We start from the raw sequence: 15671 nt of genomic DNA, 5'->3' as shown, positions 1-15671 counted from the left end.
ATTACATTTTTAAAAGAAAGAGTAAAAATTTGTTATGAAATTTTATAAAATTCAAGGCAATAAAAAAGGTTTATTAAAGCTGATTATTTCAAGTGCTTTAATAGTTCTATTCGTTAATAGTATTATTTTTATATTTAATTTTAGAAACTCAAATTCTAATTTAGAGTTAGTTAGAAGTCCGCTGTTGCCAGCTCCCTATATCATAGGAACGGTTTGGCTGTTTTTAATTTTATGCATGTCTTATTCACAATGGATCTTAATAAAAAAGAATTCGTATAAAAATAATTTATTTTTAATACCAATTTTATTTATTATTTGTATATTATATCCATTTTATACGCAAAAATTTAATAATGAATCTATTTCATTAGTTGCAAATTTAGTTGTTATTTCTTATTCTTCATTTATAAGTGGTAAAATTTATCAAATTTCGAAAACTTCGTCTTTTCTAATATTTTTGACTGCGGTATGGGTTACATTTGCAACTTATGCAACAAATATAAAATTTTAAAATAATCATTTTTACAAATTTATTCTTGTTTCATAGAACTCATTACAAGTTTTGAAATTAAGTGATAATCTGCTAAGGCTTTTAATTCATCGTTTTCATACATTGGCTCTGCTTTTGCAGAAGGGTTTATAATATGAAAATGAGTAATATGTTCATTCTCAAATTGTTTTCTTATATAATGATATTCATCTACAAATCTTACATCATCAATAACGGCAATTTCAAGTTTTAAGCTGTCTCTATTATATTTTAATAAATCTACAATTTGTTGTGCCCAATATAAATTGTTAACAGATTTTTTTTCATTTCCTTTATCATCTAGCATTTGATGAATTGTTTTTCCATTTTCTTTTAGAATAGTATTGTCTTTAAAGGAAGGTGATTTATTATACCAGTCATAATTTGGATATTGAATTGCAAGTTCTTTTCGTATTGTATTTGCTATTGAGAATATTTGGTGTTTATTGCTTGCAATTTTTTTCGCTAAATAAGTTTTACCAGCTCCATGTCCATCTCCAGAAATAAAAATGATTCTCATGGTTTCTCCATAAATTTAAAAAGGCTTGCTTTGGTGATATATCACTCTTTTTTTTCTAATTTAAGGCTTCTCACATTGAGAATTCTTTTAGATATTATTTGGAAATCAGATAATTCTTTTAATTTTTCATTCTCATAATTAGGTTCAGGTTTTGCATGAGGATTAATAATATGAATATGAGTTATTTGATCATTTTGTAAGTATCTTTTAATAAACTCAAACTCATCCAAATATCTGAGATCATCAATAATAGCAATTTTAAGGTCTAAGAATTCTTTATTATATGAAATTATTTCAACTAATTGTTTAGCCCAATATATATTATTTTTTTGTTTTTTCTCGTTACCTTTATTAATAAGCATTTGATGTACAGACAAATTTGTTTCTTTTACATTAGTATAAATTTTATATCTTGGGTCTTTATTGTACCAATCATAGTTAGGGTATTCAACTGCAAGTTCTTTTCTGATCATGTTTGCAATTGAAAATATTTGACTTTTATCACTAGCTATTTTATTTGCAAAATAGGTTTTACCAGCCCCATGCCCATCTCCTGAAATAAAAATAAGTCTCATTGATTCTCCATAAAATTCATTTCATTTAAAATATTATATAGAAATTTTCAGTATCATTATTTATTTCTTTTAAAGCCGATATTTTATTATTTTTAATTTTATCTCTAAAACTAATAAGTATTTTTTTACTATTTATTTTATTTAAATATATATCATCATTGTTTGATTCTATATATTTTTTTAAAGAATCTGGTATTATAAAACAATAATTAATTATATTTTCATTGTAAAATTCGATACTAAGTTCTTTTTTAAATTTTTTTTCAAAAAATTCTATACACTCTAAATATGTTTTTGGGGTTCCAATATCAAACCAATAACTTTCTTGAGGGTATGAATAATTTATAATATTTTTACCAAGTAATAATATTTTTTTATAATATATTTCGATGCTGGATTTTTTTTCAACTTCTACTATATTCAAAAGATCTTTAGAAATGATTTGGTGAGTAGTAAAAACTTTTGCTATTGCATTTTCGTTTGGTTTAAAATTGCCTCCAAATCCTAAAACATAATTATTATTATGGGAAACCCATGTGGCATCTTTTCTTACACAATCTGTATTATGAGTGCACATTAATGCCCAATCATTTGAATTTTTAGCTTTCCATTTTTTTATCATATCTTCTAACGGAAAATCAGCGGCGATATCTCCAGAGACAACAATAGCATCTTTGCCAATATTATTTTTTTCATTTTTTGTTATTTCGTGATATATACGAGCGATACCACCGCCAGTTTCTAAAATATCTTCTTCATGCCAAAAAACAATTTGGTTAGAATCATATCCAAAGTACTTAGCGGCTTCAATTATTTCTTGTTGAACTTCATTTGCTAAATAATGGGTATTACAATGAACTTTTTTAAATCCAGCCTTTAAAAATATTTCAATACTTAAAAAAGCAACAGGTTTATTAAGTATTGGGCAAACAACTTTGGGTATATAATTTGTTAAAGGTTTAAGTCTTGTGCCAAATCCGGCACATAATACTATCGGTATAAAATTATCAAGATCTCTTTTATCAAGCATTTAAGTTCCAAATTAAAAATAATTTTTTATTTTTTCTTCTAATTTAATAGATAATTCACCTTTATATAAATTATTTATTAAACTATATAGTTTAGGCATCATAATTTTTAAATCAGTTTCTTCATGAATTTGGGCTTCTGGAGAGGATAATATATCAAGTGTATGTTTCACATATTTTAAATAATTTGGTTTTCCTTTTTTAGTAGCAAGATAGCCAAAACTTCCGATAGCTTTTATATTACGTTGAAGTCCCATAAGAAGTAATTCTAAATTAAAACTTGTTTTTGATATTGGTTTTAAATTATTTAATTCTCTTTCATTATTCATGTTATCTAAATAATATGAAAAGAGATGTTTTCTTGTTTCCCAAGAAATATTAACATAACTATCGCGAACTAAACTAACAACATCGTAAGAATGTGGTCCCATCCGAGCATCTTGAAAATCAATCCAATATATTTTTTCATTTTTTAGCATAATATTACGGACATGATAATCTCTATGGCAAAGCACCCGTTCGCATGCATCTAGTTTTTTTGCAAGTAAATTTAAATCTTCATATAGTCCTTTATATTCAGGATTATCTTCGGTGACATTTAAATTCATAAATCCATTTAAAAAATGAGTTACAAAAAAATTAAGTTCAAAAAATAATTTTTCAAAATCAAAAAAACGATTTATAGCAGGATGATCAATTTTTCTTTTAGGATATTGGGCTTTAATAAGAAGTAACAATGATTCTTTATAATAATCAATTGATTTATGGCATTTTTGATTATTTATATCTAAAATAGGTTCTATTAAAGTAGAATTTAAAAATATATCTCCAAGATCTTCAGTCCAAATACATGCATTTGTTTCATCAATTTCAATTATTTTTGGAATAGGAAGTTCCATTTGAGTTAGTGCAGTATGCATTCCAATCCAACTTATTGGATCTCCTCCATATCCTCCTTCCCATTTTGGAAACTGCATACAAATGGCTCCAATTGGATCATTTATTAATCTAAAAAACTTTCTATCACTTGCATCTCCAGCAATTAATACCAAAACAGGTTCTTTTTCTGTTATGGATTGCTCGGAATTTAATATTTTAAAGTCTTGTATTCTAAGCATAAGTTGTTCCGATTCCAATTGAATAGAAAGAATTCCTGTCATTTTGTTTCCTTAAACAAGAACTGAGATGTATACAAAAGAAGCCATTTGCATTAGCAAGTGTTCTCTATTGATAATTGTGGTATATATACATGTATTTCGTCAACCCTTCGGAAAGGTTTCGTTGTGGCGTTTATTTCTGTACGTGGTGCTCAAGAACATAATTTAAAAAATATTGATGTTGATATCCCTAAAAACTCATTGGTTTCATTTACAGGGGTAAGTGGTTCTGGCAAAAGTAGTTTGGTTTTTGACACTATTTATTCTGAAGCTTTTAGACGCTTTGTTGATTCTAGTCAAACCCCAATTTATGTTATGGGAAGCTCTAGTTGGTCTAAAATGTCCCGACCACGCTTTCGATCCATTACAGGGCTGCCACCAGCACTAGGCCTTTCCCAAAAACAAGGCGTGGCTGGGAAGCTTTCAACTGTAGGAACAATTTCTGGAATTTCCGATTTATTCAGAGTTTATTTTGCTGCATTTGGTGATATTTTTTGTCATAAATGTGATATTCCATTAAAATCAATTTCATTTTCCGATTTATATAAAAAAATATCTGAAGATTTTCATTCAAAAAAAATAATGATTATTGCTCCTATTTGTGAAAAAAGAAAGGGAGCATTTATAGATGAAATTGAAAAATTTAAAGAATTAGGATTTTCAAAACTTCGAGTTAATGGAGATATTTTTGATCTTCAAGATGAAAATATAAAAATAAAAATTGATCCAAAAAAATTAAATACAATAGATGTCATAATAGATTATGTTTCTATTTTAATTGAAAAAAAACAAAGAATTGAAAGGGCTTTATTTCAGGCCCTTGATTATGGAAAAGGTATTGTTAAAGTAGAATATCTCTCTAAAGAATTTAAATTCAATACGAAATCAAACTGTCCGCAATGTGGCGAAAGCGCTCCTAAACTAGATCCTCGTTACTTTAGTCATTCTTCCTTAGGCAAGTGTATTAAATGCGAGGGAGAAGGCTCTTTTAAAAAAGGATATCCTGCAGATATATTTCCTTGCAAACAATGTCATGGAGGAAGATTAGATCCCTCTAATCCAATTATAAGAGTAAAAGGTAAGACCTTTATTGAAACTCATTTGTATAATATTAATGAACTCTATCAATTTATTATTTCTGATTTCAAAGAGCATGTGCAAAATGATAAATCAAAATTAAAAGTTTATTCCGAAATCTCTCGAGCTCTTTTAAGTATGAATCGTTTGGGTTTAGGACATTTAATTTTAAATCGTTCTGGAGCTAGTTTATCACCAGGAGATTTACAAAGACTCAGACTTTCAACAATGATTTCAAATAAATTAACAGGTGTTTTGTATATTATTGATGAGCCATGTCAAGGATTAACGAAACAAGAAGTCAAACAACTAGCTTCCGTTCTTCAAGAAATTGTAAAAGATGGCGCAACTGTAATTTCGGTTGAGCATCACCCCGTTTTTCTTTCTTTTTGTGAGATCTTATTTTTAATGGGCCCGGGCGCAGGTGTGCATGGTGGACAAGTTGTTGCCAAAGCCACTGCCCTGCAGGATTTGGATGAATTTGTTGAGAATCCGCAAACGAAATTAAATAAAACCAAGTTTGCGCCTCAATCGTTAATGATGGAGAAAGCGCCAAAGCTACCCAAGGCGAATTCAAAAAAGAAAAGTCCCGAGTCTTTTTCACCTAAAACCTCCATTTTATCAAAATCTTCTATGTTGTTTTCGGACTTTCAAGTGAGAAACTTGATTGGTCAAAAAATACAAATTAATCAGGGTGTTATTACGATAATTCGGGGAGCTTCGGGGGTAGGGAAGTCTTCATTTATTGAATTGTGCTTGTTACCTGCATTATATTCACTAGGAGGAAAAAATCCTGATGCAGAAGATGAAATTGAAATTCCATTTAAAGAATTTTGTAAATTTAATGTAACAAATGATTTTGAAGTGAATGTTGTTGGTTACGTTAAGCCTGGAAGTGTAACAAGAAGTTCCAGAAGAAGTGTTGCCTCTGCACTTGATGTTATTAAACCTTTAAGAGAATTATTTACAAAATTACCTACAAGCCAAGTAATGGGATTAACGGAAAGCCATTTTTCTTGGAATTCAAAATTAGGACGTTGTGATCATTGTGAAGGTAAAGGATATATAGAACTTCCTCAAAGATACTCTGAACCTGTTCGTGTGGAATGTGAAGTTTGTATCGGTGCCAAATTAAATTCAAGAAGCTTGTTACCAAGATTTAAAGGATATAATTTAGCAGATGTAATGAATTTTACTTTAGAACAATCATTAGAAATTTTTGAAAATCATAAGATAATTGCAAATCGAATTATAAGAGCCTGTCAATTTGGATTAGGTTATATTCAACTTGGTCAAGGAATGGATTCCCTAAGTGGCGGTGAATTACAACGATTAAATTTAACCATTGAATTAAAACGCTCAAATCTGGAAGGTGCTTGGTTTATTTTGACACACCCCAGTACAGGATTGCATGGGCCAGATATTTCGATATTAGGTGAACTTATGAAAGTGATGACAGAGCGTGGTGCTACTTTTATTTTAATAGAAAACCGTGAAGAGTTTTTGCCTTTTGCAGATAAAGTAATTGAATTTTAAGTGATTTAAAAAATAATTTATTCCATATTTGCAAAATTAATGTTGTCTGATGGTGTTACATTTTCGCAATAATTATAATTTTTTCTTTTTTTAGATATTAATGCATTATATGCTTTATCATGATATAAATTTTTAAATATTTTTCTAATTATAAATCCATGAAAGTTTGGTAAAGCAGATCTATTTGCAGAGTAAGCAATAGCAGTTTCAAGGCAAGGGGAGTAAATAAATCCTGATGAAAATCCAGGAATTAAGCCTGGGGTATAATAAATAATTCCAAAAGGAGAATTTATTCTAAAAATTCCATTTAAATAAGCTGTTTCTTTTATATTTAGTGTTATTTCTCCTGATTTTGTGCTGACCCATTTTTTATTATTTTGAATGAATTCATTCACTTTTTTGACGGAAGAAATAAGAACTTCTTGTGGTGTAGAAAAAATAGCACCTGCTGAACTCAACCAAGAGACGTTAATATTAGAAAATTTCTCATTCTTTTCATTTCCAAACATTAAATTTTCAATTGATTTTTCGGATTCAAAAAAAGAATATTTCATATTATTTTCTTTAAAATAATTCTTAAATACAGAGGTTAAATTATTTTTCATTTCAATTTCAATTATTTTCCCTAATAAAAGATAATTTGTATTTGAGTATTGCTAACTATTTTTTGTGATTTCCATATATTTTACAAAATTTATTAATTCATTAAAAGTAAAAATTTTGGAATAATTTTTACTTCTTTCAGTCCAAAATAATGGATTATTAGAATAATTTGGAATTAATGAATTATTGTTAAGTAATTGAAAGACTGTTTTATTATCTATTTCATTGTTTATTTTAATCCATTTGTTTATTTTATCATTTAGCTGAATTGATTTATTATATATTAATTTATTTATAATATCGGCAGTATATATTTTTGAAACACTAGCTATAGGAAAAACCGTATTTTGATCAATAAACTCATTCTTAAAATTTCTGCCATAAAAAAAATTTGATATATTTTCATTTAAAAAAGGATTATATACTGATAATGAAAAGGTATCAACTTTATAATTCATTTGAATTTCATTTATAGTGTTCTTTAAATCATTATTAAAAGTTTCTTTTGTTTTGGTAAAATTGTTGTTACAAAAAACTTTACCTTCAACTAACAAGAATAATATAGATAAGAAAATAATTTTCATTTAATCCTCTAACATATAAGAATATCAAATAAAATATCTATTTATTAGATATTTTTAGAGTTCTAAAAATTTATATGATCCTTATTCAAAAATAGGAATAATTTTCCTTGAAAAAAATTTCACCTATCAATTTTTCTCCATATATAAATTCAATTCATAAAAATAAAGACCGAACTAATTTTATCAATTTAAAATATTCCACTCTAAGGAGTAAATATGCTAAAGGGAAATTCAAATTTAACTATTATGAAGTTAGAAAATGAATCTAATTCATTTTGGAGAGAAATAAACCCTTCAGCAAAGTCATGTTCAAGCCTCATTAAGCTTTTAGAAATATATGCTGCTCAAGAAGATTGGGAACAAATTATCAATTTGTCTTCTAGAGCTGTATTACATTTAAGTAAGTTTTATGATAGAGCAGACTTTTACCATATATGGATATGTGCATTAAAAGAAACATTTGATACTGGCGCTCTTATCTCTTTAGGCAAGCATCTTTTAAAAATGAGACATTTTCATAACGTTTTTTTGTCTCTAGCTCTAATTTCTTTTAATTATGCTTCCTGTGATAAAACTTGTAATAGAATATTTAATTATTTAAATAAAAATAAAGGTGTTGAAAATAGGTTTGCTTTTGAAGGTTGCGGACTGTATTTATCAAGATTAAGAAATTCAGAATTAAAAAAGAAAGGTTTGTCATTATTAAAGAAAGTTTGTTTAGAAAAGAAGGCGAACTATTTTACTTGGAGAAATTATTTAAGAACCTTATCTGAAAATAATTTATTAGAAGAAATGAGTAAGACATATAATATGATTCATGATAGATTTCCCTTTGCGCAAGAGCCTTATTTGGTCGCTTCTTTAATTGCAATTGATACAAAAGATTGGATTGAAGCTATTCGTGTTCTTGGCCAAATTTTAAAAGATAATCCAAATAATACAAATGCAATTTTAGCGATGGCAAATTGTTATTATGAGTTAAATGACTATTTAAACGCAATCAGTTTATTAACTCTTAAAAGTAATTTATTTTTAGATAATGATTATGATTTTCATTTTATAATGGGAATAGCAATTAAAAAGATAGTTGAAAAAGAATTTGACTCTAATTTACAAAATATTTCTCTTAGTCATTTAGAGAAATGTTACTTTATAGCTAAATCATTAGAATTTCCATTAAATCCCATTCAAGTTCAAATTACACATTTAAAATCTTTAAATAATGAAATTATTGAAAATGAATCAGAGATAAATATCTTAAAAATTCATAATGAAAATCAAATTGAATCTGATATCGTTTTTGTTGAAAGAAAAGCAGGTTAATAAGAATAAATTGGACAAATGTTTTTAAGTTTTATTTGGTAAATTGAATAGGTCTTACATTTGCTTTTAATTTTGTTTTTTCAGTTTTTAAATACTCAGCCAATCTCTCATTAAATTTTATATCCTGTAGTTTCGATTTCCAATTATTAAAGCTTTTTTGAAACTCACTATCTGCATTAAAATCAGCACCTAAATATTGAAAGAAAAAGACAGAGCTCCCAATCGTGAATGGCCCAATAATTTGATTAATAGTTAAATTAGAAAGTTTATCTTTTAGCTGCGATGGCAGTTCAGAGATAGGTTTGGGGGGAAGAAGTCCTTCTGTTTTAGAAACATCAGAAGCCATAGAATATTTTTTTACTAAATTTGTAAAATTTTCACCTTCCTCTATTTTTTTAGCAACCATTTTAACTACAGGTGAATTTAAAACATCATTTTGTTCGTTTTCAGATACTTTAATTAATAAACTTCTTAATCTTATGGTGCTTATTTGTTTAATGCTGCCTGTTTGCTGAATGTAAAAGTTTTTTACATCATCATCGCTTACATTTACTAATGGACTAATAATTCTACCAATTAATAATTGTTTTAATACTTCGTTTTTAAATTCTTTTCGATAATCTTCCATAGACTTGCCAGATCTTGCTAATTGATTTTCTAAGTCAGATTCGGAATAACCTCTTTGTTTCAAAAATTCGTCTATACGTTGAGAAAGTTCCTCCTCAGATATATCAAAACCAAGTTCTATTGCTTTAATTTGCAATACTTTTTGATTAATTAATGACTCTAAAATTTGGCGAGCTTGTTCTGTATTTAGAGTACCTCCCACTAGACGGCCATTAGGAAGTAATTTGGTCTGGCCCCCTGAAGAAATAAAAATAGCTTGTTGTAAATCGCTTAATAATAAAACCTGATCTGTTACGGTGGCTAAAACTCCATCTATCGTATTGGAATCAAAAGGAGTTTTAGGAGCCAAAGAGGTAATCGTTTGAGAAGAGTTTGGATTTTGAGGTCTATTTTCAGTAGATTTACAGGCACTTAAAAGTATGAAAGAGCATATTAGAGTAGAAAAAAGTTCAATTTTTTTTATTTTCATTGATGTCTCCAAAAATGATACTCCAATTTATATGGAATAACTTATATCTTCGAGTTTTATTTAAACTATTATGTTAAGAAATGCAAAGATTCCTAAATTTACTTAATTTTTAAAATATTCATTTATTAGTATGTAATTAGTTCTATAAAAACATGAGTATAAATTCTAATTTAATTTATTAAATAAAAATCTCCGAAATATATATTGGAGGTTTTGTTTATGAGAATAAACGTTTTTTCTCCATTATCTTATACGTGGGAAAGATTTGCAGAATTACAGCATCAATATGCAATGGTGAGAAGAAGGCATGATTTAAGACATTTTGATAAATTAGATGAAGCTAGACTTGCAGAAAATATAAATGAAAATATTGTAAAAAAAGAGATAATGAAGAAAAAGTTAATGGATAAAAAATCATTAAATTTAATAGTCCATAAAGAAGTTTTAAAGAGAGCTTTAGATAAAGAATTTATAAGAATAAAATTTGAAAGAGAATATTTAGAAAATTTATTTATAATTGGTAAAAAAATTAAAGAACATATGAAATCCATTCAATATCTTCACAAGACATCAATGGACAAATATTTGTTAGAAATGAAAATAGAAAATGAATTAAGATATCAAAATGATTTATTATATAAACATGAGTTTAAAAAATTAGAAAAAAAACCTGCGAAAAAATAGTTTTATAAAATAGAAGTATTATACAAACCTTCTAAGTCAAAGAAGTCTACCCATTCGCCTTCACCTTTTCTATTATGAAGCCAGTATGAAAATAGCTCCATATCGGAACAAACATCATCTGTAAAAATTATTGGAGACAATGGTGATACAATTTCATCATAATAATTTTCAAAAAGTCTAGTAAAGTATCTCGCACTTTTTAAACGCTCAGCTTGTTCAAAGGGAAGTCTTGTTTTCTTAGCTACTCGTCCTCTTACAATAATAGCAATATCAAACTCTTTAAAATCATTATTTGATATTAAACACAACCCTGATTTAGGGGTTTGTTTCGTTATAGCTGAATTTAATGATTCTGTAGTATTTTTAATTTCTCTTAATAAATTTAGACTTCTAAGCCAACGTGAAAAGCTTTTAATTGCTTTAATTTTTTTATTTGTCTTTTCTATTCTATTTATTTCTTCATGAATATTGCCATTTAATAAAGAAATAATAACTCTTAAATGTGCAAAGCGTTCTTGCATTGTATAAGAAGTATGTTCAAAAGGAAAACATTTAATGATTTCTTGAATTTCGGCTAAAGCAACTTTTGGTTGCTGGAAAGGTCCAAAACAATAACCAATTCCTTCTTTAAGATGCCCTATTCTTACAAAAGCTTCATTATCATTATTACGTCTTCTTGATATTTTAAATTTATCTGATTTATAAATTGATGTGTTACGTCTTGTTCTTGTTATGGGAATAACAGCATCATCTTGTTCGCCAAAAGTAACATATAAATTTGTATTTTCTTTATTTTCGCTAATGTAAGTTTCATCTTCTTCATATTCTTCTATATGAAGTTCACCATGTTGAGGAATTAAAAAGGGAACTTTTTCTGGAAAAATTCTTGCATAATCTAGCATGTCATCGGGAATAAATATTTGCAAAAAGTTCTCGCTGCGACTTTGACTTTTACGAGGATCGATTGATAAAGAAATTCGTTTTAATTCTTTTTTTTCTTGAATAAGAGAGTCTAATAAACTACTGCAACGTTCAAATTTAAATCCTGAAGCGTCAACAATAATTTTATTCATTTCTCTATCAAGACCAATTTCAGTTAATTGTTGAAGAGATTTTCTTATACTAGAGCTTGCTGTTAAATATGAAATTTCATGATGTGAATTTAAAACAAATAATAATCCTGGAGTTGTAGGAATATTTTCAACTATTGCAGGATTAATACCAGGCCCTAATTTTCGAATGGTTTCAGCATCGGATTGAATTTTTAAAATATCGTCACAGGATTTGAAGCCGTGTCTTTCACATGCATCAATAAGTTTCCAAAAAACATTTGCTGTCATTTCGGCATCTGCAAGTGCATTATGCGCTTCAAGTATTGGAATTTCAAAATAATTTGCAACGCCAGTAAGAGTTTTAGAAGGAATTTCATTTAATATATTTGAAACAATTAAATGAGTACAAAAATAGAAATTTTTGAATTCCTCATTTTTAAACTCTTTCATGTGATATGCTAAATAGGCAATATCTCCTTGAGCACCATGAGCTACTATAATTGAATTGCCAATAAATTTAATAAAGTCGTCAAATATTTCTTTTATTGTTGGTGCTTTTAAAACCATTTCATTGTTTATTTTAGTAATTTTTTGAACAATGCTTGGAATATGTCTTTTAGGATTGATTAATGTTTCAAATCTTGCAACTTCTTTTCCTTGTTTATATTTAATAGCTCCAATTTCTATGATGGAACTATTATAAGGATTGCCACCTGTGGTTTCTAAATCAAAAAAAACAATATCCATTTGAGATGGTAAAAGATTTAACCATTGAGGACGGTTTGGATTGGTAATAATCTCAGTTGGAAGTGATTGTTCTTTGCGAACAGTCTTATAAGCAGGCTTAAAGGAACGGTTGTTCTTATTTTGAAATGTCATTTGGTATCATTCCAGAGAATTAAAAGAATGGGTGTTGCCTTAAAAAGAATGACGTAGCCCAAACTAATTATCTCCCATAATATCACTTATCCGTCAATAACGTATTTAGCTCACTGATGTTTATGGTTTGGAACTCCGCAGTAAGGAAGCTGTTTTTAAAAATAGATTGCGCTTCGACTAAAATTTTTGTTTCAAGGTATTCATCTGTACTTGCAGGATCGTGATGAAATATTCCATAATATTTTACACCTGAATTTTTCGCTAATGTTGCTCCAGCAGCAGCGGTTGAGTGTCCCCATCCAATATAATTTTTATAGTTACTATCAGAATAGGTTGAATCATAAATAAATAAACTTGAATTTTTAATAAATTTTTCAATCTCTAAATCTTTTCTTGTTCCATGTTCATGATCTGTAGCATAAACTACACAATTTATTTTATTAAAATCCCAAATTTTATATGCCAATGCTTCTTGAGGATGATTTAGAGGTTGGATTTCAACAAAAATATCATCAATTTGAATGTTTTTTATGCCATTTAATTCATGAAAATGGATCTTATTTAAAGCGGGTAACTGGAAAAATTCAACAGGAAAAAAAGGTGCTGAAAAAAAGCGTTGAAATATTTCTTTTAAAGAGTTCCCAAATTTTGCTTGACCATATATATGTATTTCACAATCTTCCCTAAAAAAAGGGATGAATTTTGTTAATCCTATGATATGATCATAATGCATGTGACTCATAAAAAGGTGAAAAACCCTGTCTCCGCGTAATAGTGCGTTTTCAGAGCACTTTATGATGCCCGTCCCTGCATCTAATATAATTGATTTATTTATATTATTTTTAATGGATATCACTTCAACACAAGACGTGTTTCCGCCGTATTTTAGCATATTTTCATTCGTTATTGGAATAGTGCCTCTAGTCCCCCAAAAAGTAACAAATTGTTCTGTTTGAGTAGAGTTTTCTTTCATTGAATTATTAGATTTTCTCTGATATTTGACCCTGCTATGGACTTGGGCCACAAATTCTCCTTCCGTAATCTAATATTACATGCTACGGCAGACTGTTTGAAGTTGATACCTAGGCTTTCCGTCCTTCTGTATAGATGCGATATCCGCTTTATATTTAAATACTCTAAATATAAGACTGCCTGTTTCTAGGTATTTAGGTCAAGGAGTTGGTAAAAATGTTCATGCGTCCTACGCCAAAAAATTTATCTCAAGAGATTGAACCTATAAGTCATTTTCATTTGAAAAATGAGCTTTTAGAGGGGAATCGTGTTGCTTGGAAACCGGCAAACTTGGAAAGTCCTCTTGCGCCTGCTTTACTAGATATCGATTGGCTTACCGCACAGCCGTTATTGCCTTTTATCACTCAAATTGCACCTGCTCATTTGCTTTATAGAAGTATAATGGCACATGGTATGGAAGATTCCATTGAAGTGATTGAATGGGTTCGTGGAGAACAACTTCAAAAAATACTTGATTTTGACCTGTGGGAAAACTCTTTTGAATTTCAAGAGGGTGATGTTTCTGCCAGTAAGTTTTTATCTTGGCTAAGAATTTGGATGGAAATTGGCCCTGAGTTCGCAGCAAAGCGAATTCTTGAGCTTGAAGAAGAAACAATCGTTCTTATTATATCGAAACTATTTGAAATTATTCCTGACGGAGTTTCTCAAGTAACAGAAGATATGCGAGAAAATTGGTGGCAATCTGCTGATAATAAATTCTTTTTAAGAATCCGCGATGATAGCAATGATTCTTTTGAGCTTTTAAAGCCTTTTGTAGATGCGTTATATCAATATAATGCACGAATTGCTGCTTCTGTATTTGCGCATTCCACTATGCTTGTTCGCCAAGAATCTTTAGAATTTGGATTACGCTGGAAATCCGCTCGTTTGGCTGATCAGGGTTTTGTGTCCAAAGAAGAAGCTTTAAAAATTCTTGCTCCTAAAAAACTTGAATTCATTAAACAATCTATTCATGAAGCAAAATTACTTGAGAAAAAAAGAAAAGAAACATTAGAAAAAATGTCTTCTTATTCTTTATCTAATGAAAATAAAGAGACAATCGATCCCGATTTATTTGAAAATATTGTGCTCTTTTTATCTACCTTAGAACCTGAAGAAGGTGTGCGTTATATGCAACTTGCTTTAGGTAGTGATGAACTAAAAGAAATTACAGGCTCACAAAATATTGATCCTTCTTATTTTTATGAAGATGAAGATTTTATTTCGGAGTCAACTGAAAAAATAATTCAAATTTGTAATAAAGTTTTATTGCGTTCTGAGTTTTTAAACTCTAAAGTAATACACAGTAATAGCCTTTTAATTGAAAAGGCATTTTACGAGTTTATGAAAAAAGATTCAGAGAATGCAATTTATTTAAAAGATCGTGTCGCAAGATTATCAAATATTTTTGTCTCAGGTATTATGAATTCTATTGATAATGATGCGTTAGGTCGTGCAATATCAATTGTTCGTGGAGTCTTAAATATTGGTCTTGAAAGTTGTTTAGTTAATCCAGCTGATTATGGTTTAGAGTTTGATAAAAATACAACTGAAATAGAAAATAGTATAACTTGTATCCAAGTTCTTGGGCCTGAATATTTATTTCAATTAGGTTGGAATATTATCTTATCTTTGCAAAAAGATTTAGCAAAAGAAATTACAAATATTGATTTAAATCATATTGTGTATAAAGGGAAATTAAAGACAATTCGCAAGATTCATATTAGTGATTCCTCTGTTTTAGAAATTTATTTGGATAAACTTGTTGAAAACCAAAGATATCCAGATATTCGTTTTTGGCTTTCATCAATTGAGTCCCATATTTCTGTTGAATTATTTTTGGTTCTTGAGTCTTTCTTTGGTCGTGTTCCAATGTATTCAGAGCTTCTTTCTGTAGATAAAATGATTGGGGCAAAAAAAGTGAGTCCAATTTTTAAACCTTTTGAAACTCTTCAAGAAATAAAGAGTGCGAAAGAATTTATTCATAATTTTCATCATAATATAGTGATGGAGTAAT

Annotated in this window: 14 protein-coding genes; 5 read left to right on the top strand and 9 right to left on the bottom strand. The window is 28.4% G+C overall.

Features of this window, described 5'->3' with window-relative positions; translation table 11 throughout:
- Window positions 1-34: 34 nt before the first annotated feature.
- Window positions 35-511, top strand: coding sequence for a TspO/MBR family protein (locus tag ACIQ56_RS00145; protein WP_397599058.1), 477 nt, complete (start codon window positions 35-37; stop codon window positions 509-511).
- 19 nt (window positions 512-530) lie between these two features.
- On the opposite strand, the gene ACIQ56_RS00140 is transcribed toward ACIQ56_RS00145, so the two are convergent.
- From ACIQ56_RS00140 to ACIQ56_RS00125, 4 genes are read right to left on the bottom strand one after another with little or no spacing between them, the layout of a single operon-like run.
- The gene (locus tag ACIQ56_RS00140) at window positions 531-1049 is read right to left on the bottom strand and encodes a hypothetical protein (protein ID WP_397599057.1); all 519 of its coding nucleotides are present in this window, start codon (window positions 1047-1049) and stop codon (window positions 531-533) included.
- Between the two features lie 41 nt (window positions 1050-1090).
- The gene (locus ACIQ56_RS00135) at window positions 1091-1624 is read right to left on the bottom strand and encodes a hypothetical protein (protein ID WP_397599056.1); all 534 of its coding nucleotides are present in this window, start codon (window positions 1622-1624) and stop codon (window positions 1091-1093) included.
- A gap of 25 nt (window positions 1625-1649) precedes the next feature.
- Window positions 1650-2654, bottom strand: a complete 1005-nt coding sequence (locus ACIQ56_RS00130; RefSeq protein WP_397599055.1) for an NDP-sugar synthase — start codon at window positions 2652-2654, stop codon at window positions 1650-1652.
- A gap of 12 nt (window positions 2655-2666) precedes the next feature.
- On the bottom strand, window positions 2667-3812 hold the full coding sequence (locus ACIQ56_RS00125) for an aminoglycoside phosphotransferase family protein (protein WP_397599054.1): 1146 nt from the start codon (window positions 3810-3812) through the stop codon (window positions 2667-2669).
- Window positions 3813-3935: 123 nt separating this feature from the next.
- Between ACIQ56_RS00125 and ACIQ56_RS00120 the strand changes: the two genes are divergently transcribed.
- Window positions 3936-6422 carry a hypothetical protein gene (locus tag ACIQ56_RS00120; protein ID WP_397599053.1) on the top strand — a complete coding sequence of 829 codons (2487 nt, stop codon included), beginning with the start codon at window positions 3936-3938 and terminating at the stop codon, window positions 6420-6422.
- Window positions 6423-6439: 17 nt separating this feature from the next.
- On the opposite strand, the gene ACIQ56_RS00115 is transcribed toward ACIQ56_RS00120, so the two are convergent.
- Window positions 6440-7027: a hypothetical protein gene (locus tag ACIQ56_RS00115; RefSeq protein WP_397599052.1), complete on the bottom strand. Its 588-nt coding sequence runs from the start codon at window positions 7025-7027 to the stop codon at window positions 6440-6442.
- A gap of 51 nt (window positions 7028-7078) precedes the next feature.
- Window positions 7079-7609: a serine hydrolase gene (locus tag ACIQ56_RS00110; RefSeq protein ID WP_397599051.1), complete on the bottom strand. Its 531-nt coding sequence runs from the start codon at window positions 7607-7609 to the stop codon at window positions 7079-7081.
- Between the two features lie 216 nt (window positions 7610-7825).
- On the opposite strand from ACIQ56_RS00110, the gene ACIQ56_RS00105 reads away from it, so the two are divergent.
- Window positions 7826-8932, top strand: coding sequence for a tetratricopeptide repeat protein (locus ACIQ56_RS00105; RefSeq protein WP_397599050.1), 1107 nt, complete (start codon window positions 7826-7828; stop codon window positions 8930-8932).
- Window positions 8933-8963: 31 nt separating this feature from the next.
- Here the strand turns inward: ACIQ56_RS00105 and ACIQ56_RS00100 are convergent, their stop codons facing one another.
- The gene (locus ACIQ56_RS00100; RefSeq protein WP_397599049.1) at window positions 8964-10028 is read right to left on the bottom strand and encodes a SurA N-terminal domain-containing protein; all 1065 of its coding nucleotides are present in this window, start codon (window positions 10026-10028) and stop codon (window positions 8964-8966) included.
- Window positions 10029-10247: 219 nt separating this feature from the next.
- Between ACIQ56_RS00100 and ACIQ56_RS00095 the strand changes: the two genes are divergently transcribed.
- Window positions 10248-10712 (top strand): hypothetical protein, encoded by a 465-nt coding sequence (locus tag ACIQ56_RS00095; RefSeq protein WP_397599048.1) that lies wholly within the window; start codon window positions 10248-10250, stop codon window positions 10710-10712.
- 2 nt (window positions 10713-10714) lie between these two features.
- Here ACIQ56_RS00095 and ACIQ56_RS00090 read toward each other — a convergent pair whose 3' ends face one another.
- Both ACIQ56_RS00090 and ACIQ56_RS00085 read right to left on the bottom strand, forming a co-directional pair.
- On the bottom strand, window positions 10715-12643 hold the full coding sequence (locus tag ACIQ56_RS00090; protein WP_397599047.1) for a PolC-type DNA polymerase III: 1929 nt from the start codon (window positions 12641-12643) through the stop codon (window positions 10715-10717).
- Between the two features lie 82 nt (window positions 12644-12725).
- The gene (locus tag ACIQ56_RS00085) at window positions 12726-13667 is read right to left on the bottom strand and encodes an MBL fold metallo-hydrolase (RefSeq protein ID WP_397599046.1); all 942 of its coding nucleotides are present in this window, start codon (window positions 13665-13667) and stop codon (window positions 12726-12728) included.
- 170 nt (window positions 13668-13837) lie between these two features.
- On the opposite strand from ACIQ56_RS00085, the gene ACIQ56_RS00080 reads away from it, so the two are divergent.
- A complete protein-coding gene (locus tag ACIQ56_RS00080; protein WP_397599045.1) occupies window positions 13838-15670 on the top strand; it encodes a DUF6178 family protein in 1833 nt (610 codons plus the stop codon).
- The last annotated feature ends 1 nt before the right edge of the window (window position 15671 follow it).

The organism is Silvanigrella sp., from assembly GCF_044369315.1.
Taxonomy (GTDB): Bacteria; Bdellovibrionota_B; Oligoflexia; order Silvanigrellales; family Silvanigrellaceae; genus Silvanigrella.
The sequence above is the reverse complement of the archived record's forward strand: the minus strand, read 5'-3'. Positions and strand labels throughout refer to the sequence as shown.

What these genes read in the sequence shown, in the direction of transcription:
- ACIQ56_RS00145 (WP_397599058.1), top strand. Translation starts at nt 35, where the DNA reads ATGAAATTTTATAAAATTCAAGGCAATAAAAAAGGTTTATTAAAGCTG.
- ACIQ56_RS00140 (WP_397599057.1), bottom strand. Translation starts at nt 1,049, where the DNA reads ATGAGAATCATTTTTATTTCTGGAGATGGACATGGAGCTGGTAAAACT.
- ACIQ56_RS00135 (WP_397599056.1), bottom strand. Translation starts at nt 1,624, where the DNA reads ATGAGACTTATTTTTATTTCAGGAGATGGGCATGGGGCTGGTAAAACC.
- ACIQ56_RS00130 (WP_397599055.1), bottom strand. Translation starts at nt 2,654, where the DNA reads ATGCTTGATAAAAGAGATCTTGATAATTTTATACCGATAGTATTATGT.
- ACIQ56_RS00125 (WP_397599054.1), bottom strand. Translation starts at nt 3,812, where the DNA reads ATGACAGGAATTCTTTCTATTCAATTGGAATCGGAACAACTTATGCTT.
- ACIQ56_RS00115 (WP_397599052.1), bottom strand. Translation starts at nt 7,027, where the DNA reads ATGAAAAATAATTTAACCTCTGTATTTAAGAATTATTTTAAAGAAAAT.
- ACIQ56_RS00110 (WP_397599051.1), bottom strand. Translation starts at nt 7,609, where the DNA reads ATGAAAATTATTTTCTTATCTATATTATTCTTGTTAGTTGAAGGTAAA.
- ACIQ56_RS00105 (WP_397599050.1), top strand. Translation starts at nt 7,826, where the DNA reads ATGCTAAAGGGAAATTCAAATTTAACTATTATGAAGTTAGAAAATGAA.
- ACIQ56_RS00100 (WP_397599049.1), bottom strand. Translation starts at nt 10,028, where the DNA reads ATGAAAATAAAAAAAATTGAACTTTTTTCTACTCTAATATGCTCTTTC.
- ACIQ56_RS00095 (WP_397599048.1), top strand. Translation starts at nt 10,248, where the DNA reads ATGAGAATAAACGTTTTTTCTCCATTATCTTATACGTGGGAAAGATTT.
- ACIQ56_RS00090 (WP_397599047.1), bottom strand. Translation starts at nt 12,643, where the DNA reads ATGACATTTCAAAATAAGAACAACCGTTCCTTTAAGCCTGCTTATAAG.
- ACIQ56_RS00080 (WP_397599045.1), top strand. Translation starts at nt 13,838, where the DNA reads ATGCGTCCTACGCCAAAAAATTTATCTCAAGAGATTGAACCTATAAGT.